Consider the following 22,557-nt stretch of genomic DNA (forward strand, 5'->3'; position numbering starts at 1 on the left):
CCGTGAATAACCATGGCCATGACTCCCCGCGAAATCGTCCACGAACTCAACCGCCATATCATCGGCCAGGACGATGCCAAGCGCGCCGTCGCCATTGCCCTGCGCAATCGCTGGCGCCGCATGCAGTTGCCTGAAGAGCTGCGCGTCGAAGTGACGCCGAAAAATATTCTGATGATCGGTCCGACCGGTGTCGGCAAAACCGAAATCGCCCGACGCCTGGCCAAGCTCGCCAATGCACCGTTCATCAAGGTCGAAGCGACCAAATTCACTGAAGTCGGCTACGTCGGTCGCGATGTGGAGTCGATCATCCGCGATCTTGCCGATGCAGCGATCAAGCTCCTGCGTGAACAGGAAATCGTCAAAGTCCGGCATCGTGCTGAAGATGCTGCCGAAGAGCGCATCCTCGATGCCCTGCTGCCGCCTGCCCGCGTGGGTTTCAACGAAGACCCGGCGCAGAGCAGCGATTCCAATACTCGCCAACTGTTCCGCAAGCGCCTGCGCGAAGGCCAGCTGGATGACAAGGAAATCGAGCTCGAACTCAGCGAGACCGTGGGTGTCGACATTTCCGCGCCGCCCGGCATGGAAGAGATGACCAATCAGTTGCAGAGCCTGTTTGCCAACATAGGCAAGGGCAAGACCAAGAGCCGCAAGCTTAAGGTCAAGGATGCACTCAAGCTGGTGCGCGAAGAAGAGGCTGGCCGTCTGGTCAACGAAGAAGAGCTGAAGGCCAAGGCGCTGGAAGCGGTCGAGCAGCACGGTATCGTGTTTATCGACGAGATCGACAAAGTCGCCAAACGGGGTAATTCGGGCGGTGTCGATGTGTCCCGCGAAGGCGTACAGCGCGACTTGCTGCCGCTGATCGAAGGCTGCACCGTGAACACCAAGCTGGGCATGGTCAAGACCGACCACATCCTGTTCATCGCGTCCGGCGCGTTCCACCTCAGCAAGCCGAGTGATCTGGTGCCCGAGCTGCAAGGTCGCCTGCCGATCCGTGTCGAACTCAAAGCACTGTCGCCACAGGATTTCGAACGCATTCTCAGCGAGCCGCATGCATCGCTTACCGAGCAGTACCGCGAATTGCTTAAAACCGAAGGCCTGAAGATCGAGTTCAAGCCCGAAGGCATCAAGCGTCTTGCCGAGATCGCCTGGCAGGTCAACGAGAAGACTGAAAACATCGGCGCTCGCCGTCTGCATACGCTGCTTGAGCGTCTGCTGGAAGAAGTCTCGTTCAGCGCAGGCGACCTGGCCATCAGCCCGGACGCAGCACCGATCGAAATTGATGCCGAGTACGTCAATAGCCACCTGGGCGACCTGGCGGAAAACGAAGACCTGTCGCGTTATATTCTCTAGAGCGGCAAGCTATTGGCTGCAAGCTGCAAGCGGTTGTTCACGCTTGCAGCTTTTTTGCTTCTGGCTGAAGCTTGAAGCTTAAAACCTGAGGCTGCTTTCAATGCTCCCCACTGCCATTCAGCTGCACAAAGCCTCCAAAACCCTGACCCTGAAATATGCGCCGGATGAGGAATATCACCTGCCCGCCGAGTTTCTGCGCGTGCATTCTCCGTCTGCCGAGGTTCAGGGGCATGGAAAGCCGATTCTGCAATTCGGCAAATTGGGCGTCGGACTGACCAAGGTCGAACCTGCCGGGCAATACGCGCTGAAGCTGACCTTCGACGACGGTCACGACAGCGGCCTGTTTACCTGGGATTACCTGTACCAGTTGGCCAGACGCCAGGCTTCTCTGTGGGAAGACTATGTGCAAGAGCTTGAGAAAGCCGGCAAATCCCGCGACCCTTCCGAGCACGTCGTCAAGCTGATGCTCTGATACAGGCAACGCTCAATGATCGACGCCGCTTGCGATTTTTTGAAATCTCGCGTAACCAATGGGTGTGGCAAGTTCCCTGCGTCGGATTGATGCGAAACCTGTAGGCACGTCACACGAGCAGTAGTACCGGCTAACACGCCTGTGTCACTGGTTCACAGGCAAGGAATGTCAGTGTTCGTCTCAAGACAATGGAGCGTCGTAGATGAGTAACCCGAAAGACGATGACCTGCAACGCCAGGCCTCCGAGCACACGCTGGGGCTTAACCCGGTCGTAGGTCTTCAGCGCAAGGATTTACTGAGCACTGCGCGCATGGTGCTGCGTCAGGCCTTCAAGCAACCCGTCCATAGCATCAAGCACGTTGCGCACCTTGGCGCCGAACTGAGGAATGTGTTGTTCGGCAAATCGGCCTTGCAACCGACCCCGGAGGATCGTCGCTTCAATGATCCGGCCTGGAGCCAGAACCCGCTATACCGCCGCTATCTGCAAACCTACCTGGCCTGGCGCAAGGAATTGCATGAGTGGATCGGCGCCAGCAGCCTCACCCCGCAGGACATCAGCCGCGCCCACTTCGTCATCAACCTGATGACTGAGGCCATGTCACCGACCAACTCCGCCGTCAATCCGGCTGCCGTGAAGCGCTTTTTCGACACGGGCGGCAAAAGCATGCTCGATGGTCTGTCGAACCTGGCCAAGGATCTGGTGAACAACGGCGGTATGCCGAGCCAGGTCAATATGGATGCCTTCGAGGTCGGCAAGAATCTGGGTACCACTGAAGGCGCGGTGGTATTTCGCAATGAGGTGCTGGAGCTGATCCAGTACACACCCATCACCGAGCAAGTCCACGAACGTCCGCTGCTGGTGATCCCGCCGCAGATCAACAAGTTCTATGTCTTCGACCTGAGCCCGGAAAAAAGCCTGGCGCGGTTTTGTCTGCGCAGTAACGTGCAGACCTTCATCATCAGTTGGCGCAACCCGACCAAGGCGCAACGCGAGTGGGGCCTGTCGACCTACATCGAGGCACTCAAGGAAGCGGTCGATGTGGTGCTGGCGATCACCGGCAGCAAGGATATCAACATGCTCGGCGCCTGCTCGGGTGGTATCACCTGTACCGCACTGCTGGGTCACTACGCCGCGCTGGGCGAAAAGAAGGTCAACGCCATGACCCTGCTGGTCAGCGTGCTCGACACCACCCTGGATACCGAGGTGGCGCTGTTCGTCGACGAGCAGACGCTGGAGTCCGCAAAGCGTCATTCCTATCAGGCGGGAGTGCTGGAAGGGCGCGACATGGCCAAGGTATTCGCCTGGATGCGACCCAACGACCTGATCTGGAATTACTGGGTCAACAATTATCTGCTGGGCAACGAGCCGCCGGTGTTCGACATCCTGTTCTGGAACAACGACACCACCCGCCTGCCAGCCGCCTTTCATGGCGATCTGATCGAAATGTTCAAGAGCAACCCGTTGATCCGTGCCAATGCGCTTGAAGTCTGCGGCACGCCGATCGATCTCAAGCAGGTCACGGCTGATGTTTTCTGTCTGGCGGGCACCAACGACCACATCACGCCATGGGCTTCCTGTTACAAATCGGCGCGGCTGTTTGGCGGCAAGACTGAATTCGTGCTGTCCAGCAGCGGCCATATCCAGAGCATTCTCAACCCGCCGGGCAACCCAAAGTCGCGCTACATGACCCATGACGAGCTGCCTGAAGACCCGGCAACCTGGCAGGAAAACGCCACCAAACACACGGATTCCTGGTGGCTGCACTGGCAAGACTGGCAGGCCACGCGCTCGGGCAAGCTGAAAAAGGCACCGACGGCGCTCGGCAACAAGGCATTCCCGCCCGCTCAGGCAGCGCCCGGGACCTATGTTCACGAACGTTAGGCCCGGACAGACGCAGACAGCGTTCCCAGCGGTTCAACCTACAGGGCTTCATGCATGCCGCAACCGTTTGTTTTTCGCTCCATCGATCTGAACGGGCATACGCTCCGTACAGCAGTGCGCCCAGGCAAGAATCATCTGACGCCGCTGCTGATTTTCAACGGGATCGGGGCCAACCTGGAACTGGTGTTTCCGTTTGTCGAGGCGCTGGACCCGGATCTGGAAGTCATTGCTTTCGATGTGCCCGGAGTGGGCGGCTCATCGACGCCCAGACGCCCCTATCGGTTCCCGGGCCTGGCGAAACTGGCGGCGCGCATGCTCGATTACCTGAACTACGGGCAAGTCAACGCGATTGGCGTGTCATGGGGCGGTGCGCTGGCTCAGCAGTTTGCCCATGACTATCCCGAGCGCTGCAAGAAGCTGGTGCTGGCGGCGACTTCAGCGGGCATGGCGATGGTGCCGGGCAAGCCGCGCGTGCTGTGGCTGATGGCAAGCCCGCGGCGCTATATCCAGCCGTCTCATGTGATTCGTATTGCGCCGGAAATCTACGGCGGTGCGTTTCGGCGTGATCCCCATCTGGCGGCCAACCATGCCGCCAAGGTGCGCTCGTCCGGCAAGCTGGGTTACTACTGGCAACTGTTCGCGGGCATGGGCTGGACCAGCGTGCACTGGCTGCACAAGATTCATCAGCCAACTCTGGTGCTGGCCGGCGATGACGACCCGCTGATTCCACTGGTCAATATGCGCCTGCTGGCCTGGCGGATACCCAATGCCGAGCTGCACATCATTGATGACGGCCATTTGTTCCTGATCACCCGGGCGGAAGCCGTGGCACCGATCATCATGGGCTTTCTACAGCAGGAGCGGTATCGCGCAGTCGTGCACCCGCAACCGGTGCCACCCCGAACCCGCTGACCCGGGCCTGAGCCCGATCACGGATGTCAGACTCTCGAACAAGAAGACCGGATGAAGACCCGCGACCGTATCCTTGAATGCGCACTGACGCTGTTCAACCAGCAGGGCGAGCCCAACGCCTCCACGCTGGAAATCGCCAATGAAATGGGCATCAGCCCGGGTAATCTGTATTACCACTTTCATGGCAAGGAGCCACTGATTATGGCGCTGTTCGAGCGCTTTCAGTCCGAGCTGACGCCGCTCCTCGACCCGCCATCGGATGCCCGCCTTGAGGCCGAGGATTACTGGGTGTTCCTGCACCTGATCGTCGAGCGGCTGTCGCACTATCGGTTTCTGTTTCAGGACCTGTCCAATCTTGCAGGACGGCTGCCAAAGCTGGCTCGGGGTATCCGCAACCTGCTCAACGCACTCAAGCGCACCCTCGCCTCGCTGCTGGCGCGCCTGAAATCCCAAGGGCAACTGGTCAGCGAAACCCAGGCACTTGGGCAACTGGTGGAACAGATCACCATGACCTTGCTGTTCTCCCTGGACTACCAGCGCATCCTGGGCCGTGAGGGTGAAGTGCGGGTGGTGGTCTACCAGATCATGATGCTGGTCACCCCTCACCTGCTGCCCACCTCAAGACCCGCCGCCGAGCGACTGGCGATGGAGTACCTGGACGGTTAGGCGTGCGGGTTAGCGTGCCCATGCGTGATGAGCGATAACCTCAACTATCGTGCGGCGCTCTGCGTCGCCATGCCGTTATGGACGCTCTGCGTCCGATCGTGAGTCCGTGGTGCAGCGCAAATGTGTGACGCGGAGCGTCATGACAGGCATTCCCATGCTGGAGCGTGAGGAACGATCATCCCAACTATCGTGCGACGCTCCGCGTCGCCATGCCGTTGTGGACGCTCTGCGTCCGACCTTGAGTGTGTGCGCCTGAAAAGCAAAAAGCCCGCCTGTTTTGCAGGGCGGGCTTTTCGGTTGCTGCCTGTTATCAGGAAGAGCTGACGGGTGTTTCCGGTGCAGCCGACGGTGCGGGTGTTGCAGTCGTGTTGCTGGAAGGAGTTGCTGACGCAGATGGCTTGGCGGCGGTTTTGACAGCCGGTTTTCTGGCTGCGGGCTTTTTCGCTGCCGCAGGTTTGGCTGCTGCCTTGGCTTTGCTAGCGGTCGCAGTCGCGGCTTTGTTGGCCGCCGCTACCGGCTTGGCCGCTGCTTTCTTCACGGCAGGTTTGGCCGCTGCGGTTTTATTGGCTGCTTTATCCGCCGCTTTGGCGACGGGCTTGGCGGCTGCCTTGACCAACGGTTTGGCCGCACTCTTCGGCGCGGGTTTGGCCGCTGGGGTGCGTGAAGCAACAGGCTTGGCTTTCTCGCCGGTCAACAGTTCGATCTGACGAGTCAACTGATCGACCTTGCTGTGCAGCGACTGAACTTCGTTGCGGCTTGGTACGCCCAGACGTGAAATGGCACTGTTCAGGCGCTTGTCGAAAGCGCCTTCAAGCTCACTCCACTTGCCCAACGCGAGGTCTTTCACGTCACCGACGCGGGACTTGGCCGTCTTGGCAGTGTCTTTGACGTCATCCAGCTGCTTCTGCGCTTCTACCTTGGTCAGTTTCTCGGCCTTCTCGCCGTCCTTTACCAGCGTCTCGAAAAGCTTGTTGCCGTCGTTGCTTATTTTGGAATAAGCACCCAGACCCGCCAGCCAGATCTGCCGCGAGTACTTCTCAACCTCGCCAATCCATGAGCTGCCTTCTTTGTCGATCTTCTTCTTGCCAGCCATCCTGCTCTCCTTATTGTCCAGACCCGGAACGTTTGAGCCGTTGTGGCCCGGAGCGTTCGAGCTTTTGGGGCGCGACACGTTCAAGCAATGCTGTCAGCTCATCGAGCTTGGCAGAGAGCGTGTCTACATCATGTTTAGACGGGATACCGATCCGGTTCAAGGCTTTCGCGACGCGACGGTCGAAAGCACTCTCGATTCTGTCGAGTTGCGCCCCGACTCGGCCTTTGGCGTAAGACACTTCGCCCTTGATCGAATCGATCTCGCTGTTGGCGGCAAGACGTTGTGCGTCGAAGGTTTTGCGGACGTCTTTCTCGGTTTCTTCGCCCGCCCTGATCAGCTCTCTGACGTACTGCGAGCCGTCTTCATTGACCCGGGCATAGGCACCGAGCCCGGCCAGCCAGATCTTGCGTGCATACAGCCGCACGTCAGTGAGTGTGGAAGCCTGTTCGTCTTCGAGTTTTTTCTTCGTGTTCGCTCTGGCCATGGTGCACCTCATGCTCGAAAGTTGAAGGAACCGCCCCTGCAAAGGGCATGGGCCTGACGCTACGGAGAAAAATTAGAATCCTCACCCTAGTCTGGATGCGGGTTCAGGCCGCCAGTGCCTTGTCCAGCACGCGCTCGACTTCGCTCTTGATCGAACCGCTCATCGCCGAGAGGATGAAGTTCAGCTCGATGTTGATGCGAATCAGCGCTTCTTCCACGTCGACCCGGCCTTTGGCGCCCTTGCCCTCCAGTTTTACCGTGTCGCCCGCCCACTCATGGGCCAGACCGTATTTTTCGGCCAGTTTCTCGACCAACTGATCGGCCTTCGTCCGAGCCTTTTCCAGGCCCAGTGTGTGCGGGCGTTCAACGGTTATCTTGGCCATGGGGGAGTTCCTTGATCGTCGGATGAAATGCGGCGCAACTATATACATCCGCCTGCATCCAAGAAAGCGTTGCTGGTGAGCCTTGTCAAGACAAAGCCGGCCTTGGCGATTAGAATGACTGCACTCTATTCCGGTGAAGCGATATGAACGATCAGCGCAAAGGCAGCGATGCCGAACCTACGACTCACTTCGGTTACAAACATGTGCCGGAAAGCCAGAAGGCAGAAAAAGTCGCTGAGGTTTTCCATTCGGTTGCGGCCAAGTACGACCTGATGAACGACCTTCTGTCCGGCGGCATGCACCGTCTGTGGAAACGTTTCGCCATCGAGCTCTCAGGCGTTCGCAGCGGCAACCGTGTGTTGGACATTGCTGGCGGCACGGGTGACCTGACCCGCAAATTCTCGAAACTGGTTGGTCCGACCGGCCATGTGGTGCTGGCCGACATCAACGCCTCCATGCTCAAGGTCGGGCGCGACCGCCTGCTGGACCTTGGTGTGGCGGGCAACGTCGAGTTCGTCCAGGCCGACGCTGAAAAGCTGCCGTTTCCGGACAACCATTTCGACTGCGTGACCATCGCCTTCGGCCTGCGCAACGTGACGCACAAGGAAGACGCACTGCGCTCCATGCTGCGCGTGCTCAAGCCCGGTGGTCGCCTGCTGGTGCTGGAATTCTCCAAGCCGACCAGCAAGCTGATGTCCAAGGCTTACGACGCCTACTCGTTCGCGTTCATGCCGTTGATGGGCAAACTGGTCACCAACGATGCGGAAAGCTACCGCTACCTGGCCGAGTCGATCCGCATGCATCCGAATCAGGAATCTCTCAAGTCAATGATGGTAGACGCCGGTTTTGACCGGGTGACCTACCACAACATGACCTCCGGCATTGTCGCCCTGCATCGCGGCATCAAACCCTGATGTTGCTTCGGGGGCTGCTCGCCGGCATCGAGCACGGCATCAATCGGGTGTTGCGCCTCGACAGCACCGCGCTGCCACGTATGGCGCGCCTGTCCGGGCACGTCATTGCGGTCGATTGCCGCGATCCGTCCCTGAAGCTGTTTATCCTGCCGAGCGACGAAGGTCTGTTGCTGGCACCTGAGTGGGCGGCCGATGCCGATTGCACCCTGCGTGCGCCAGCATCCAGCCTGTTGCGGCTGGCCCTGAGCAAGGACAAGACGGCGATATTGCATGGTCCTGACGTCGAACTCGACGGCGACAGCGGCGTGCTGCTGGAACTGGTTGGCATTCTTCAGGACCTTGAACTTGACTGGGAATACGAGCTTTCAAAATGGATGGGCCCGGTTGCCAGTCAGGTATTCAGCAGCCAACTGCGCAACAGCGGCCGCTGGACGCGTGAAAGTGTCGCCAGCCTGAGTCAGAATGTGGCCGACTATCTGAGCGAGGAATCGCGCACACTGGTAGGCAAGCACGAAGCCGAAGCACGCTTTGCCGAACTCGATCAGATCAAACTGGATCTGGAACGCCTTGAGGCGCGCTTTGCACGCCTCGCCCACTCTCTCAATACCAGCGATAACGCATGAAGCTGCTTGCCGTCCGCCGTCTGTTTCGCATTCAACGTGTCGTTATCCGCTATCGCCTCGATGACCTGTTGTTCGCCCTGCCCCTGCCGTGGTGGATGCTCGCGGTACGCTTCGTGCTGCCCTGGCGCTGGCTGCCGCGACGCAAGTCCGAGCTGAGTCGTGGCGTGCGTTTTCGCCTGGCGCTGCAAGACCTCGGACCGATTTTCATCAAGTTCGGGCAATTACTGTCGACCCGGCGCGATCTGCTGCCCGAGGACATTGCCGACGAACTGATGCTGCTCCAGGACCGTGTTCCGCCGTTTGATCAGCAACTCGCGATCAAGCTGATCGAAGACCAGCTGGGCGCACGAATCTGTGATGTATTCAGCCGTTTCGACGAAAAACCGCTGGCGTCCGCGTCGGTGGCGCAGGTGCACGCGGCCTGCCTGAAGACCGGCGAAGAGGTGGTGGTCAAGGTCGTCCGGCCCGGGCTCAAGCCGATCATCGGCCAGGACATCGCATGGCTGTTCATCCTCGCCCGGCTAGCCGAGCGCGTATCCGCCGATGCGCGCCTGCTGCACCCGGTTCAGGTGGTGATGGACTACGAGAAGACCATCTACGACGAGCTGGACCTGCTGCGCGAAGCGGCCAACTCCAGTCAGTTGCGGCGTAACTTCGAAGGTTCCGATCTGCTCTATGTGCCGCAGGTCTATTGGGACTGGTGCCGTCCGAAAGTACTGGTCATGGAGCGTATCTATGGCCTGCAGGTGACCGACATGGCCGCGCTGGCCGATCAGCGCACCGACATGAAGCTGCTGGCCGAGCGCGGCGTGGAGATCTTTTTCACGCAGATTTTCCGTGACAGCTTCTTTCACGCAGACATGCACCCTGGCAACATTTTCATAAGCACGGTCAACCCGTGGAGCCCGAAATACATTGCCATCGACTGCGGCATCGTTGGCAGCCTGACCCCGGAAGACCAGGATTATCTGGCGCGTAACCTGTTTGCCTTCTTCAAACGGGATTATCGCCGGGTTGCGCAACTGCACATCGATTCGGGCTGGGTCCCGGCAGAAACCAAACTCAACGAATTCGAGGCAGCGATCCGTACAGTCTGCGAACCGATATTCGAGAAGCCGCTCAAGGACATTTCCTTCGGTCAGGTGCTGATGCGCCTGTTTCAGACCGCGCGTCGCTTCAACATGGAAGTCCAGCCGCAACTGGTGCTGCTGCAAAAGACCCTGCTCAATATCGAAGGGCTGGGCCGTCAGCTGTACCCCGAGCTGGACCTGTGGAGCACCGCGCAGCCCTATCTGGAGCGCTGGATGCGTGAGCGGGTCAGCCCGAAAACCCTGCTGGGCAACCTGCAGTCACAGGTCGAGCAATTGCCGCACATCGCAGGCATGACCCGTGATCTGCTGGAACGCATGTCACGCCCGCACGCCTCGGACCCGCCTCGTCCCTGGCATGAACGCAAGGACGAGCCGATCCTGCGGCTCATCGGTGCGGCGTTGCTGGTGGGCGGTGCGATACAGGGCTGGGTGATGAGCGAGGCAGCCACACAGTTGTTGACGCTGACGGCCTGGCCTGCCGCCATCATGCTGATCGCAGGGCTGTATCTGATCGTTCGCCGATAGCCAGCAGCGTATGGCGCTGGCACACTGTTCAATCCGCCGGGCCTGAAGTCCGGCTGCCGGAGTAGATATGAAAGACTGGCTGGACGAGATTCACTGGAACAGCGACGGTCTGGTGCCTGCAATCGCTCAGGATCACAAGACCGGTCGGGTACTGATGATGGCCTGGATGAACCGCGAGGCGCTGAGCCTGACGGCATCTGAAAATCGTGCAATCTATTGGTCGCGTTCGCGTGGCAAACTCTGGCGCAAGGGTGAAGAATCCGGTCATGTGCAAAAGCTGCATGAGCTGCGCCTCGACTGTGACGCCGACGTCATTATCCTGATGGTCGAGCAGATCGGTGGCATCGCCTGCCATACCGGCCGCGAAAGTTGCTTCTACCGTATATACGAAAATTCAGGCTGGAAGACCGTAGACCCGGTTTTGAAAGATCCTGACGCTATTTACCCGGCAGGCCACTGAACATGACTGATACGTTGTCCCGCCTCGCAGAGGTGCTGGAGTCGCGCAAGGACGCAGCCGCCGACAGCTCTTACGTCGCCAGCCTGTACCATAAGGGCCTGAACAAGATTCTGGAAAAGCTGGGCGAAGAGTCGATTGAAACGATCATCGCCGCCAAGGACGCTGCGGTCAGCGGTGATTGCAGCGATGTGATCTACGAGACGGCTGACCTGTGGTTTCACAGCATGGTTATGCTCGCCGCACTGGGTCAGCATCCACAGGCCGTGCTCGACGAGCTGGATCGCCGCTTCGGGCTGTCCGGACACGCCGAAAAAGCCGCTCGCACGGCAGAATAACGCTTAACCCCTTTCAAGCTTGAAATCTTCTACGAGGACTGTTTCATGGGTATTTTTGACTGGAAACACTGGATCGTCATCCTGATCGTCGTAGTGCTGGTTTTCGGGACCAAGAAACTCAAGGGCCTGGGCAGTGATGTCGGTGAATCGATCAAAGGCTTTCGCAAGGCCATGCATGACGATGACAAACCTGAAGAGCAACCGGCGCCCCAGCCGCAGCAGGCACAACCTGCTCCTCAGGGCTCGCCTCTGAACCAGCCGCACACCATCGACGCGCAAGCGCATAAAGTCGACGAGCCGATTCGCAAAGACCAGGTTTAAGCCCATGTTCGGTATCAGCTTCTCTGAACTGCTGCTTGTCGGCCTGGTTGCCTTGCTGGTGCTGGGTCCCGAGCGCCTGCCAGGTGCTGCACGCACCGCAGGCTTATGGATCGGTCGGTTGAAGCGCAGCTTCAATGCGATCAAACAGGAAGTTGAACGTGAAATCGGGGCCGATGAAATTCGTCGGCAGCTGCACAACGAGCACATTGTTTCGCTGGAAGACGAAGCGCGGAAAATGTTCGCTCAGAATCAGCCTCCCGAGCCTCCTTACCAACCGGTAAATCCGGCACCCGCAGCGGCGCAGGCGGAATCCGCAGCCCCAGCCCATCACGAGATCGGTCCAGCAGAACCTGCGGTACCGAAAACCGCTCTGTCGCTGGAAAAAAACGCGAAGCCGACTGACGCTTCCGTGCCGCCTCCGACGCCTCCCGTCCACGATTCGTCATTGCCACCGCGAGCCCCATGAGCGCTGATATCCCGGAAAACGATCAGCAGATGCCGCTGATCTCGCACCTCACCGAGCTGCGTACACGTCTGTTGCGTTGTGTTGCGGCAGTGTTCCTGATTTTTGCCGGCCTGTTCTACTTCACGCAGAAGATCTACACGCTGGTGTCGGCACCGCTACGGGTCTATCTGCCGGAAGGCGCAACGATGATCGCCACGGACGTGGCGTCGCCGTTCATCACGCCATTCAAGCTGACCATGATGGTTGCGCTGTTCCTGTCCATGCCGGTGATCCTGCATCAGATCTGGGGCTTCATTGCGCCGGGCCTGTACAAGCATGAAAAGCGTGTGGCCATTCCGCTGCTGGTCTCCAGCATCATCCTGTTCTACGCGGGCATGGCGTTTGCCTACTTTCTGGTCTTCCCGATCATCTTCCACTTCTTCGCCAGCGTGACACCGGAAGGCGTGTCGATGATGACCGATATCGCCAGTTATCTGGACTTCGTGATGACGTTGTTCTTCGCCTTCGGCGTGGCCTTCGAAATTCCGGTGGCGGTGGTACTGCTGGTCTGGATCGGCATCGTCGACGTGAAGTACCTGAAGAAGATTCGCCCTTACGTGGTCATTGGCTGCTTTGTGATCGGCATGATTCTGACCCCGCCGGACATCTTCTCGCAAACCCTGCTGGCCGTACCGATGTGGCTGCTGTTCGAACTGGGCATCCTGTGCAGCTCGATGATCAAGAAGCGCGGCGAGCACCCGGACGACCAGGTGGAAGACACTGACAAGCCGGATCAGCCACCCGCGACCACACCGTGAACCTGCTGTTGCTCGAAGAGGCCGACTTCATTGCGGCCGACCGGGTGATCCTGCGTGACCGGCGCCTCAAGCACATGCAAGAGGTGCATCGCGCCGAGGTTGGTGACAGTTTGCGGGTCGGCCGAATCAACGGCCTGCTGGGCAGTGCCGAACTGCTGCGCCTTGAAGCTCATGAAGCCGAGCTGCGTGTTGTGCTGGATGTCGAACCGCCCGCAAAGCTGCCGCTGACCTTGCTGCTCGCGCTGCCGCGTCCCAAGATGCTGCGCCGGGTATTTCAGACCATCGCAACCATGGGCGTGCCCAGGGTGGTGTTGCTGAACAGCTATCGGGTTGAAAAAAGCTTCTGGCAGACGCCCTTTCTGGAGCCGGCGGCCATCCGCGAGCAGTTGATTCTCGGCCTGGAACAGGCACGCGACAGCGTGCTGCCCGAGATCATCACCGAAAAGCGCTTCAAACCGTTCGTGGAAGACCGCCTGCCGCAGCTGGCTGAAGATACGCTGGGACTGATCGGCCATCCTGGCGATTTCCCTGCCTGCCCGCGCGCCGTAACAGAGCCGGTTACCTTGGCTATCGGCCCTGAAGGCGGCTGGATTCCGTATGAAGTCGAGCTCTTGCGTCAGTCCGGGTTGCAACCGGTACAACTGGGTGAACGCATTCTGCGCGTCGAAACCGCGGTAACCGCTCTGCTCGCCCGTCTGTTCTAAGCTCTCCTGCATCGACTAAATAGCTTCAGTTAGATGAAGCGCGGCCGATGCAAGTGAAATTAATGAATAACAGACAAAGGAGCAGTCATGTCTCGTGGGTTATCTCGAAGTCTCGCAAATGCGAGTGTGAGCCTGAAATTGGCGGTCGGATTTGGCCTGGTGCTGTCGATGACCCTGATGATCTCGGCAACCGGCTGGTTCAGCAACAATGCGCTGATTGACCGCGGTGACCGCGTGACTGCCATTGCAGAAATCAACGAGCTGACACTGCAACTGCGCATCAACCGTATGCGCTATGAGGATCTGTATGACGCAGAGACCGCTGCTACGGTAAGAACCAACCTCGATCAACTCGACGCCGCTCTTCTGTTCGCCAAAGGCCTGCTGCGCTCTGCTGAAAACATCCAGCTTCTGGACCGTCAGATTCAGACGACGAACGAGTATCGCCGGTCGTTCAAAGACATGACCGACGCCATTGGCCTGCGCGAAACCAGCCGCACCCAGATGGGCGCCAATGCCGACAAGGCCGTGGATCAGGCAGACAAGGTCGAAGCCGAGTTGCTCAAGGCGGACAACATCCTCTCTTTCAACGGCATTGTTGGCGTCAGCAAGCTGATTCAACAGGCACGCTTCCAGGTTCGCGGTTACACCTACAGTGGCCGTCCCGATTTTGAAAAGAACGCCAATCAGGCCATTGATGAAGCGATCACTGGGATCAATACCCTGGCCGGTGACGTTTCTTCTGAATACCTGCCATTGCTGCAGCAAGCCGTTGTAGGTCTCAAGGGTTATCGTGAAGCCGTAGGGCAATACCGCGACGCTCAGGCGGCCAGCAAAGCCGCGTTGGACAAGATGACCGCGCTGGGCACTGACATGCTGGCTATCAGCAATGACATGATCGCCAGGCAAAACAAGAGCCGGGATATCGAAAGCGACAAGTCGGCGATGATGATCGCGGCTGCCACCGCTCTGGCCTTGGTGTTAAGCATTCTGGCCGCCTGGATCATCACCCGTCAGATCACCGTGCCACTCAATGAAACCCTTGAAGTGGTAGAGCGAGTCGCTTCGGGCGATCTGAGTCGCAACCTGCAGGTTGATCGCAAGGACGAGCTGGGCAAGTTGCAAAGCACCATCCAGCGCATGACTGTCAGCCTGCGTGAGCTGGTCGGCGGGATTCGCGATGGCGTGACGCAGATCGCCAGTGCCGCAGAAGAACTGTCAGCCGTGACCGAGCAGACCAGTGCCGGGGTCAACAGCCAGAAGGTAGAGACTGATCAGGTGGCCACCGCCATGCACGAAATGACGGCGACCGTTCAGGAAGTTGCGCGTAACGCCGAAGAGGCCTCCGAAGCCGCCGTAGCCGCCGATAAACAGGCCCGGGACGGCGAGCGAGTGGTTAACGAGGCGATAGCGCAAATCGAACGTCTTGCTGTAGCAGTGGGCGACTCCAGCGAAGCGATGGGTGCCCTGAAACAGGAAAGCAATCAGATCGGCAGCGTGCTGGACGTCATCAAGTCCGTCGCCCAACAGACCAACCTGCTGGCCCTGAACGCCGCCATCGAAGCCGCCCGGGCGGGAGAGGCCGGTCGCGGCTTTGCGGTGGTCGCCGACGAAGTGCGCAGCCTGGCGCAACGCACCCAGAAGTCCACCGAAGAGATTGAAGCCCTGATCGCCCGCCTGCAAAGCGGCACGCAGCAGGCGGCGACCGTCATGGACAGCAGCCGTGAGCTGAGTACCAGCAGCGTGGAACTGACGCGCCGCGCCGGTGGTTCGCTGGAAAGCATCACCAAAACCGTCTCGGCGATCCAGTCGATGAACCAGCAGATCGCAGCGGCCGCCGAGCAGCAGAGCGCGACTGCCGAAGAGATCAACCGCAGCATCATCAATGTGCGCGATATCTCGGAACAAACCTCGTCGGCCAGCGAAGAAACAGCCGCATCCAGTGTCGAGCTGGCGCGACTGGGCAACCATCTACAGGTATTGGTGAGTCGCTTCACCGTCTGATAAAACGCAGCAACTCCAGCGTTCCACCGGGGTGCGGGGGTGCTCATGCCCCTGAAAACGTGACGCCCGTCCCCCCTCCTTCCTACTCGGAAATCTCCTACAACCATCTCAGGTCGCGCAACACATTGCCCTGCCGATGCGCTCACAACGCATGTCCAGACGCGCTCGGGACCTGCTTATGTTGGCTTATTGCAGGAGGTTGCAATGTTTCGATTGATCAATCACACGCTTGAGAACATGAACGTCAGATTCAAGCTGTCACTGGGGTTCGGGCTGGTACTGCTGTTGACACTGGTCATCGCCCTGACAGGCTGGCACGGGCTGCACACCCTGATCGACCGCTCCGAATCGCTCTCGGAAATCGCTCAGCTCGACAGCCTGACCAAAGACCTGCGTGCCGAGCGGATTACTGATCGGGTGGAAAAAACCCCAGAGAGTGCAGCGCTGGTCACCGACAAGCTCGACGAGATGAAAGTGCGGCTCGACTCATTGGACAGGCTGAGCGAGGAGCAGACGACCATTGCACTGCTCAACGTGCAACGCCAGCTCGTCAATGACATGGAGAAGTCTTTTATTTCTATCCGCGCCAATCGACAGACCCGCGATCAGGTCCTCGGACTACTGAATCAGCGATCGGAACAGGCGCTTAAAGCCATTGTGCGGGTGGAAGCCGAGGCGCTGAAGGCTGTGAGCCATGAGCAGGACAGCAGCGAGCGAATGGATGAATTCACTAATATTTCCCAGCTCAGAGACCAGATTCAGACAGCCCGGTATCAGGTACAGGCCTACACCTATACCACCAGAGAAGCAGATGAAACTGCAGCTATAGCTGCTATCGACGAGGCGCTCAAGGAGGTTCAGCAAATTGCTCAGGATCGGAGTGAAGGCAAACTTGAGGGGCTGGTGGCGGCCACTGAGGCTCTTCAGGGTTATCGCAAGCAACTGGGTGAGTTCAAACAGGTCCAGTCCAAAGCCGAGGCTGATCAGGGAAGCTTGCGCGAGCTTGGTGAACAACTGCTGGAATCCGTCAGCACGCTGACCGACCTGCAGACCGGCCAGCGTGACAGCGAAGCTGACAACGCGAGTGCCATGCTGATCAGTATTGCCGGAATGGCCTTGCTGATCGGGCTGCTCGCGGCCTGGATCATGACGCGGCAGATTACTGTCCCGTTGCGCCAAAGCCTGATTGTTGCTGCGCGTATCGCTCAGGGCGATCTGAGTCAGGACCTGAACGTCACACGTCATGATGAGATGGGCCAACTGCAGCAAAGCATGCAGACCATGACCGTCAGCCTGCGCGAGTTGATCGGTGGTATTGGCGAGGGTGTTTCGCAAATCGCCAGCGCGGCCGAGCAACTGTCGGCAGTCACCGAGCAGACCTGCTCAGGGGTCAACAGTCAGAAAGACGAAACCGATCAGGTGGCCACGGCCATGAACGAGATGGCAGCGACCGTACTGCAAGTTGCCCGCAGTGCTCAGGATGCCTCGCAGGCGGCCGCTCAGGCTGACCAGCAGGCGCGCAATGGTGACGAGGTGGTGGGCCAGGCGATTGGCCAGATCGAGCAACTTGCCCGTGAGGTCGTCAGCTCGACCCAGGCCATGAACCAACTCAAACAGGAAAGCAGCAAGATTGTCGGTGTTCTCGACGTGATCAAGTCTGTTTCGCAGCAAACCAACCTGCTGGCACTGAATGCGGCCATCGAGGCGGCGCGTGCCGGAGAAGCCGGACGCGGGTTTGCCGTGGTCGCCGATGAAGTACGTGGCCTGGCACAACGAACCCAGAAGTCCACGGAGGAAATCGAAGACTTGATCGCTGCCTTACAGACCCGTACCCAGCAGGTTGCCAGCACGCTGGACAGCAGCCGCAGTCTGACGGACAACACGGTAGAACTCAGCCGCCGCGCCGGCAGCTCGCTGGAGCAGATCACCCGTACCGTGGCGACCATCCAGCACATGAACGAACAGATCGCCACCGCCAGTGAGGAACAGAGCATGGTCGCCGAACAGATCAACCGCAACGTCATCCGCGTGCGCGACATATCCGAACAGACCGCCGCAGCCAGCGCACAGACAGCCGCCTCAAGTGTTGAACTGGCGAGGCTCGGCGTCCATCTGCAGGGGCTGATGGGGAAATTTCGGATGAGTTGACAGGTACGTGCGCGAGGCGCAGATGGTTGACGCAGAGCGTCACGAAAAACATTCCTACGCTGCAGCGTGAGGCAAGAACACTATTGTGCCCATGATCGGCGTGGGGATGCAGTTCTGGACGCTCTGCGTCCGCTCTTGGCCATGTATGAAGACCCCATAAAAAGCCCCTGAAGCAATGTGCTTCAGGGGCTTCTTCGTCACCGGTCGGGTTTAAACCAACACCGGCTCCGAGGCTTTGTCGACAGGCTGCAACGGCAGCAATGGCGCGTGTGGATCAGCTTCGATAGAAGCTCTCCAGGCGGCCAGCCACTCTTCGTGACCTTCGCTCCAGACGCGCTCGTGCAAGCGGCCAAGAGCAACCGGGTCGCTCAACAACATCAGACGTTCCTGATTGTCGAGTTTCGCCGGACCCACCTTGAGCGCATGATCAACGCGTTCCATACGTACGACTTCGATCGGCTGAGCCTGGCGGTGACGCGAAGTTGCCAAGGCACATGCCAACGCATTCTGACGAGGATCGACCACCGCACGAATGAAGCCTTGTTTCAGGGCATGCCAACGGTTCTCGTGGGTGTACTGATCAGTGGAGACCAGCTCTTGCGGTGGCTCGAACTCTTCAGGAATCAGGAAGAATTTCTCGTCACGCGCCTTGAGGCCCAGACCGGTACGGCTGGAAATCACCGACACCGGAATCGACAGCATCAACGACACAACGATCGGTGCCAACCACCACAGGAAGCTCGGGTTCAGCCAGAACACCAGCAGTGCCCAGCACGCGCCCAGCAGGGTTTGCGGACCATGACGCTTGACCGCTTCAAGCCAGGGCGTGGAGTCGTCGTCGCGTTGCGGCGAGTTCCAGGTCGCGGCCCAGCCCAGGAAGGCAGCCAGTACGAAGCGGGTGTGGAACAGCATACGCACCGGAGCCAGCAGCACCGAGAACAGCATTTCCAGCAGCATCGACACGGTGACCTTGAACTTGCCGCCGAAGCCCTTCGCACCCTTCGCCCAGATCAGAATGACGCTGAGCAGTTTAGGCAGGAACAACAGCACGATGGTGGTCGAGAACAGCGCAACAGCGCGTTCCGGATGCCATTGTGGCCATAGCGGATACAACTGACGAGGTTCCAGGAAGTAGGTCGGCTCCATCAGCGTGTTCACCGCCAGCAGGGCTGTGGACAACACGAGGAAGAAGAACCACAACGGCGCTGACAGGTATGACATCACGCCGGTCAGGAACACTGCGCGGTGAACCGGGTGCATACCCTTGACCAGGAACAGCCGGAAGTTCATCAGGTTACCGTGGCACCAGCGACGGTCACGCTTGAGTTCGTCCAGCAGGTTCGGTGGCAGTTCTTCATAGCTGCCTGGCAGATCGTAGGCAATCCACACGCCCCAGCCGGCACGGCGCATCAGCGCAGCTTCAACGAAGTCGTGAGACAGAATTGCACCGGCGAACGCACCTTTACCAGGCAACGGCGCCAGGGCGCAGTGCTCGATGAACGGCTTCATGCGGATGATCGCGTTGTGACCCCAGTAGTGGGATTCACCCAACTGCCAGAAGTGCAGACCGGCAGTGAACAGCGGACCGTAGACGCGGGTGGCGAACTGCTGCATGCGGGCATACAGCGTGTCCATGCCCGACGCACGCGGCGCAGTCTGGATGATACCGGCGTCTGGTGTGGCTTCCATCAGACGAACCAGACTGGTCAGGCATTCACCGCTCATGACGCTGTCGGCATCCAGCACGACCATGTAGCGGTACTCGCTGCCCCAGCGACGGCAGAAGTCGTCGAGATTGCCGCTTTTACGTTTCACGCGACGGCGACGGCGGCGATAGAAAATCCGTCCGAAGCCTTTGGTCTCGCGGCACACGTCCAGCCAGGCCTGTTGCTCGGCAACGGCGATGTCGGTTTCGTTGGTGTCGCTGAGCACGAAGAAATCGAAACGGTCGAGGTCACCCGTGGCCGCTACCGATTCGAACGTAGCGCGCAGACCGGCGAAAACCCGCGGCACGTCTTCGTTACAGATCGGCATGACCAGCGCGGTACGTGCGCCCTTCTCGATCGGCTCATTGCCAGCGCTGGCACCGGAGATGCGATATTTATCACGCCCGGTGAGCAGCTCCAGAAAGCCCATCAGTGCCGTCCAGAAACCGGCCGACACCCAGCAGAACAGAATCCCGAACAGCAACAGGATACTGGTCTGCAAGGCATACGGCAGCACCTGCAAGGCCGTCTGCACAAAGGTCTGACGGGTGATTTCGTCCAGCGAAACCAGCGACCAGCCCTGATACGGCAGAATGCCTTTCATGTAAGAGCCAGCCACAATCGTCTGACCCAGCATCAGGATCAGCAGAATGTAACGACGGATCGAGCCGACCGTACGCCAGCGGGCCTTGGGCAAATCCCGAGGCAGATCGCTGTGATCCGGCTTGGGCGGGTTTTTCTTGCCGGTCAGGCGACGCCAGCCGCGCACCAGAATATTGGTGCGCCATGGCTCTGGCACCACCTTGGTCCGGTGAATCGGCGGCGTCGCTTTCAGACGCAGACGACCACTCGCATCGACGTCGAGCATCTCGGCGTCCTGCAACTCGTCTGCGGTTGACAGCAACAGGCGACGGCCCACCGAAGCCTGAGCGGCCTCGGCCGGATCGACGGCCGGCTGGGCCGAAAGGCGTTCATGCAGCTCGGCGAAGGTCTTGCAGCCGGCAAGTTCTGCCCGCTGCTCATCGCTCATCGGTAAATGCGCCAGGTACTCGTTCAGAGACACTGGCACCGGTAGAGAATTACTCATCGCTCGGCAACTGATAACTCCAGGTCTCGGTCATGACTTGCAACGTCTTGGCCGGCTCTGGATGGGTGGGTGCAGCTTCGGTTTCAGGCTGCTGAATCTCTTTACCGTCCTTGCCCTTGGCTACGTCGGCTTTGGCTGCATCAGCCTTGGCAACGTCACCTTTGGCAGCGTCGGCCTTGGATGCGTCAGCCTTGCCAGCTTCAGGTTTGGCGGTCTCGGACTTGGCGGCTTCAGGCTTCGGCGCATCGGCCTTGGCAATTTCTACCTGATCGTTGGCGGACTCTTTGGCAACTGCCGGCTTGGCAGCTTCCTTGGCGGCGGCTTTCTTCTCGTCAGCTTTATCAGCAACGAGCAGCGCAGGTTCCTTGCCCGGTTCGGCAGGAATTTCACGCAGCAGGTAAGCGCTCATCTCGGTCGGCTTGCCAGCATCCTTGACCTTGACGCGCAGGGTCAGGCGATAGCCTTTGGTGACAGGGTTGTAGCGCAGGTTGTTTTCGACCAGCTCGACGTTGTCGTCAGTGGTGACCTGGCTGCGGATGGTCTTGTCTTCCGGCAAGGCAGCCAGTACCGGGCCAACGAAGTCGACCAGGAAAGCGAGGCTGCCATCCGGCTGACGCACCAGGTTGGACTGACGCACGTCACCGATAGAGCGTTGAGTCTGCTTGACCCAACCCAGATCCGGCGAGTGAATCGAGTTTTCCTGCATGGTCCAGTGCAGACGGTAGTCGAAGCTCATCTGTTCGCCCGGCGCAGCCAGGGTATCAGGCTTCCAGAACGCTACGATGTTGTCGTTGGTTTCGTCGGCGGTCGGAATCTCGACCAGATCGACAGTACCTTTGCCCCAGTCACCCTTAGGCTCGATCCAGGCGCTTGGGCGCTTGTCGTAGCGATCATCAAGGTCTTCGTACTGGCTGAAATCGCGGCCGCGTTGCAGCAGACCGAAACCACGCGGATTTTCGACCGAAAAGCTGCTGATGGACAGGTGTTTAGGGTTGTTCAGCGGACGCCACAACCACTGGCCATTGGCTGCCTGAATCGACAGACCGCTGGAATCGTGCAGCTCGCGACGGAAGTTAGGCACACGCGAAGGCTGGTTGGCACCGAACAGGAACATACTGGTCAGTGGGGCAACACCCAGTTTGGTGACCTTGTCACGCAGGAACACACGCGATTTGACGTCAACCAGCGTGTTGGTGCCAGGACGCAGGGTCAACTGGTAGGCGCCAGTAGCGCGCGGCGAGTCGAGCAGAGCGAAGATCACCAGATGGTTGTCATCCGGGCCTGGCTTCTCGATCCAGAATTCCTTGAAGCGCGGGAACTCTTCGCCGGACGGCAATGCAGTGTCGATGGCCAGGCCGCGCGCGGACAAACCATAGACCTGACCCTTGCCGATCACGCGGAAGTAGCTCGCGCCCAGCATCGTCATGATCTCGTCCTGCTTGTCATCCTTGTTGATCGGATACAGGACACGGAAACCGGCATAGCCCAGTTTCTCGGTGGATTTCGGGTCGATCTTCAGATCGCCGAAATCGAAACGACTCGCGTCGTATTTGATTTCGTCAACGCTGGTCGCGGTCACTTCGTTGATCTTGACCGGCGTATCGAAGTGCATGCCCTGGTGGTAGAAAGACACCTTGAACGGCGTCTTGTCGCCCGCCCATTCGGCCTTGTCGTCACGGAAGCGGATCTTCTGATAATCAGCGAACTTCATTTCGCGCAGTTCGTTCGGAAGATTGCTCCTCGGAGCCTCGAACTTCTGCCCGGCCATTTCTTTGGCCTTCGCCGTTACATCATCAAGACTGAACGCCCAGAGCTGGCCTGCACTGAACAGGCAGACAAGGGCAGAGCTTGCCAGAAGCGCACTACGCAACCGCTTGACGGGTGTCTTTGGAGCATCACAGGGACTAACAATCACGAGCAACCCTCGCCGAAAACAGATGAAAAAACCAACGGCCAGCTATTGAATGCCAGGTTGGCGAGCATTGTTCCGACTCCGAATGGGCTTAATGATTCCCCAACCGACGTCAGAACCGCTTGTGTCATACCAAATGGACCAACCAGTGCCGATCCCCATAACGCGCGATTATCCAGCAGCTCGCGTTACAACGCATCAGGTATGACAAAGTATTTATCTT

21 protein-coding genes and 1 pseudogene are annotated in these 22,557 nt (G+C 59.1%); 17 read left to right on the top strand and 5 right to left on the bottom strand.

All coding sequences use genetic code 11. The features are described 5' to 3' along the window. Positions 1–12: 12 nt before the first annotated feature. From hslU to N018_RS23325, 5 genes are all read left to right on the top strand, one after another. Positions 13–1,350, top strand: a complete 1,338-nt coding sequence (hslU, locus tag N018_RS23305; RefSeq protein WP_025390864.1) for an ATP-dependent protease ATPase subunit HslU — start codon at positions 13–15, stop codon at positions 1,348–1,350. Between the two features lie 100 nt (positions 1,351–1,450). Further along, positions 1,451–1,822, top strand: a complete 372-nt coding sequence (locus N018_RS23310; protein ID WP_024643641.1) for a gamma-butyrobetaine hydroxylase-like domain-containing protein — start codon at positions 1,451–1,453, stop codon at positions 1,820–1,822. Between the two features lie 202 nt (positions 1,823–2,024). Then, on the top strand, positions 2,025–3,704 hold the full coding sequence (gene phaC / locus N018_RS23315) for a class II poly(R)-hydroxyalkanoic acid synthase (RefSeq protein WP_025390865.1): 1,680 nt from the start codon (positions 2,025–2,027) through the stop codon (positions 3,702–3,704). A gap of 54 nt (positions 3,705–3,758) precedes the next feature. Next, the gene (gene phaZ, locus N018_RS23320) at positions 3,759–4,616 is read left to right on the top strand and encodes a poly(3-hydroxyalkanoate) depolymerase (protein ID WP_025390866.1); all 858 of its coding nucleotides are present in this window, start codon (positions 3,759–3,761) and stop codon (positions 4,614–4,616) included. A 51-nt stretch (positions 4,617–4,667) separates the two neighbouring features. Beyond that, complete coding sequence (locus N018_RS23325; RefSeq protein WP_024643644.1) at positions 4,668–5,282, top strand: TetR/AcrR family transcriptional regulator; 615 nt, start codon at positions 4,668–4,670, stop codon at positions 5,280–5,282. A 310-nt stretch (positions 5,283–5,592) separates the two neighbouring features. Here N018_RS23325 and N018_RS23330 read toward each other — a convergent pair whose 3' ends face one another. From N018_RS23330 to N018_RS23340, 3 genes are all read right to left on the bottom strand, one after another. Beyond that, positions 5,593–6,375, bottom strand: coding sequence for a phasin family protein (locus N018_RS23330; RefSeq protein WP_024645024.1), 783 nt, complete (start codon positions 6,373–6,375; stop codon positions 5,593–5,595). Positions 6,376–6,385: 10 nt separating this feature from the next. Continuing rightward, positions 6,386–6,859 (bottom strand): phasin family protein, encoded by a 474-nt coding sequence (locus N018_RS23335; protein ID WP_025390867.1) that lies wholly within the window; start codon positions 6,857–6,859, stop codon positions 6,386–6,388. 103 nt (positions 6,860–6,962) lie between these two features. After that, positions 6,963–7,241 carry a polyhydroxyalkanoic acid system family protein gene (locus N018_RS23340; RefSeq protein WP_024645022.1) on the bottom strand — a complete coding sequence of 93 codons (279 nt, stop codon included), beginning with the start codon at positions 7,239–7,241 and terminating at the stop codon, positions 6,963–6,965. A 143-nt stretch (positions 7,242–7,384) separates the two neighbouring features. On the opposite strand from N018_RS23340, the gene ubiE reads away from it, so the two are divergent. From ubiE to N018_RS28740, 12 genes and pseudogenes are all read left to right on the top strand, one after another. Further along, positions 7,385–8,155, top strand: a complete 771-nt coding sequence (gene ubiE / locus N018_RS23345) for a bifunctional demethylmenaquinone methyltransferase/2-methoxy-6-polyprenyl-1,4-benzoquinol methylase UbiE (protein WP_024645021.1) — start codon at positions 7,385–7,387, stop codon at positions 8,153–8,155. Then, on the top strand, positions 8,155–8,778 hold the full coding sequence (locus tag N018_RS23350) for a ubiquinone biosynthesis accessory factor UbiJ (RefSeq protein ID WP_024645020.1): 624 nt from the start codon (positions 8,155–8,157) through the stop codon (positions 8,776–8,778). The genes ubiE and N018_RS23350 overlap by 1 nt, the downstream gene beginning before the upstream one ends. Further along, the gene (gene ubiB / locus N018_RS23355) at positions 8,775–10,394 is read left to right on the top strand and encodes a ubiquinone biosynthesis regulatory protein kinase UbiB (RefSeq protein ID WP_024645019.1); all 1,620 of its coding nucleotides are present in this window, start codon (positions 8,775–8,777) and stop codon (positions 10,392–10,394) included. Before N018_RS23350 ends, ubiB begins: the two co-directional genes overlap by 4 nt. Positions 10,395–10,461: 67 nt before the next feature. After that, a complete protein-coding gene (hisI, locus tag N018_RS23360; RefSeq protein ID WP_024645018.1) occupies positions 10,462–10,854 on the top strand; it encodes a phosphoribosyl-AMP cyclohydrolase in 393 nt (130 codons plus the stop codon). A 2-nt stretch (positions 10,855–10,856) separates the two neighbouring features. After that, positions 10,857–11,189 (top strand): phosphoribosyl-ATP diphosphatase, encoded by a 333-nt coding sequence (locus tag N018_RS23365; RefSeq protein ID WP_002551631.1) that lies wholly within the window; start codon positions 10,857–10,859, stop codon positions 11,187–11,189. Positions 11,190–11,234: 45 nt separating this feature from the next. Next, positions 11,235–11,510, top strand: coding sequence for a twin-arginine translocase TatA/TatE family subunit (locus N018_RS23370; RefSeq protein ID WP_024645017.1), 276 nt, complete (start codon positions 11,235–11,237; stop codon positions 11,508–11,510). A gap of 4 nt (positions 11,511–11,514) precedes the next feature. Next, on the top strand, positions 11,515–11,976 hold the full coding sequence (gene tatB / locus N018_RS23375; protein WP_024645016.1) for a Sec-independent protein translocase protein TatB: 462 nt from the start codon (positions 11,515–11,517) through the stop codon (positions 11,974–11,976). Further along, positions 11,973–12,773, top strand: a complete 801-nt coding sequence (tatC, locus tag N018_RS23380) for a twin-arginine translocase subunit TatC (protein WP_024645015.1) — start codon at positions 11,973–11,975, stop codon at positions 12,771–12,773. Before tatB ends, tatC begins: the two co-directional genes overlap by 4 nt. After that, entirely contained in the window at positions 12,770–13,477 is a 708-nt protein-coding gene (locus N018_RS23385) for a 16S rRNA (uracil(1498)-N(3))-methyltransferase (protein WP_024645014.1), read from the top strand. Before tatC ends, N018_RS23385 begins: the two co-directional genes overlap by 4 nt. A 168-nt stretch (positions 13,478–13,645) precedes the next feature. Then, positions 13,646–15,481, top strand: a complete 1,836-nt coding sequence (locus N018_RS23390; RefSeq protein ID WP_418903492.1) for a methyl-accepting chemotaxis protein — start codon at positions 13,646–13,648, stop codon at positions 15,479–15,481. A 237-nt stretch (positions 15,482–15,718) separates the two neighbouring features. Beyond that, positions 15,719–16,771: pseudogene (locus tag N018_RS28735) on the top strand (methyl-accepting chemotaxis protein); the annotation flags it as partial. Positions 16,772–16,912: 141 nt separating this feature from the next. Further along, the gene (locus N018_RS28740; protein WP_418903493.1) at positions 16,913–17,629 is read left to right on the top strand and encodes a methyl-accepting chemotaxis protein; all 717 of its coding nucleotides are present in this window, start codon (positions 16,913–16,915) and stop codon (positions 17,627–17,629) included. Between the two features lie 210 nt (positions 17,630–17,839). Here N018_RS28740 and mdoH read toward each other — a convergent pair whose 3' ends face one another. Both mdoH and N018_RS23405 read right to left on the bottom strand, forming a co-directional pair. Continuing rightward, on the bottom strand, positions 17,840–20,422 hold the full coding sequence (gene mdoH, locus N018_RS23400) for a glucans biosynthesis glucosyltransferase MdoH (protein WP_025390869.1): 2,583 nt from the start codon (positions 20,420–20,422) through the stop codon (positions 17,840–17,842). Then, on the bottom strand, positions 20,415–22,337 hold the full coding sequence (locus tag N018_RS23405; protein WP_024645010.1) for a glucan biosynthesis protein G: 1,923 nt from the start codon (positions 22,335–22,337) through the stop codon (positions 20,415–20,417). Before N018_RS23405 ends, mdoH begins: the two co-directional genes overlap by 8 nt. Positions 22,338–22,557: the final 220 nt, after the last annotated feature.

It is taken from the genome of Pseudomonas syringae CC1557 (assembly GCF_000452705.1).
In the GTDB taxonomy this organism is placed as follows: domain Bacteria; phylum Pseudomonadota; class Gammaproteobacteria; order Pseudomonadales; family Pseudomonadaceae; genus Aquipseudomonas; species Aquipseudomonas syringae_F.

Coding starts and splice junctions, on each gene's coding strand:
- N018_RS23310 (WP_024643641.1), top strand. CDS start 1,451: ATGCTCCCCACTGCCATTCAGCTGCACAAAGCCTCCAAAACCCTGACC.
- N018_RS23340 (WP_024645022.1), bottom strand. CDS start 7,241: ATGGCCAAGATAACCGTTGAACGCCCGCACACACTGGGCCTGGAAAAG.
- phaZ (WP_025390866.1), top strand. CDS start 3,759: ATGCCGCAACCGTTTGTTTTTCGCTCCATCGATCTGAACGGGCATACG.
- tatC (WP_024645015.1), top strand. CDS start 11,973: ATGAGCGCTGATATCCCGGAAAACGATCAGCAGATGCCGCTGATCTCG.
- ubiB (WP_024645019.1), top strand. CDS start 8,775: ATGAAGCTGCTTGCCGTCCGCCGTCTGTTTCGCATTCAACGTGTCGTT.
- ubiE (WP_024645021.1), top strand. CDS start 7,385: ATGAACGATCAGCGCAAAGGCAGCGATGCCGAACCTACGACTCACTTC.
- N018_RS28740 (WP_418903493.1), top strand. CDS start 16,913: ATGAACGAGATGGCAGCGACCGTACTGCAAGTTGCCCGCAGTGCTCAG.
- hisI (WP_024645018.1), top strand. CDS start 10,462: ATGAAAGACTGGCTGGACGAGATTCACTGGAACAGCGACGGTCTGGTG.
- N018_RS23335 (WP_025390867.1), bottom strand. CDS start 6,859: ATGGCCAGAGCGAACACGAAGAAAAAACTCGAAGACGAACAGGCTTCC.
- N018_RS23350 (WP_024645020.1), top strand. CDS start 8,155: ATGTTGCTTCGGGGGCTGCTCGCCGGCATCGAGCACGGCATCAATCGG.
- N018_RS23330 (WP_024645024.1), bottom strand. CDS start 6,375: ATGGCTGGCAAGAAGAAGATCGACAAAGAAGGCAGCTCATGGATTGGC.
- N018_RS23325 (WP_024643644.1), top strand. CDS start 4,668: ATGAAGACCCGCGACCGTATCCTTGAATGCGCACTGACGCTGTTCAAC.
- mdoH (WP_025390869.1), bottom strand. CDS start 20,422: ATGAGTAATTCTCTACCGGTGCCAGTGTCTCTGAACGAGTACCTGGCG.
- N018_RS23370 (WP_024645017.1), top strand. CDS start 11,235: ATGGGTATTTTTGACTGGAAACACTGGATCGTCATCCTGATCGTCGTA.
- N018_RS23390 (WP_418903492.1), top strand. CDS start 13,646: ATGACCCTGATGATCTCGGCAACCGGCTGGTTCAGCAACAATGCGCTG.
- N018_RS23365 (WP_002551631.1), top strand. CDS start 10,857: ATGACTGATACGTTGTCCCGCCTCGCAGAGGTGCTGGAGTCGCGCAAG.
- phaC (WP_025390865.1), top strand. CDS start 2,025: ATGAGTAACCCGAAAGACGATGACCTGCAACGCCAGGCCTCCGAGCAC.
- tatB (WP_024645016.1), top strand. CDS start 11,515: ATGTTCGGTATCAGCTTCTCTGAACTGCTGCTTGTCGGCCTGGTTGCC.
- hslU (WP_025390864.1), top strand. CDS start 13: ATGGCCATGACTCCCCGCGAAATCGTCCACGAACTCAACCGCCATATC.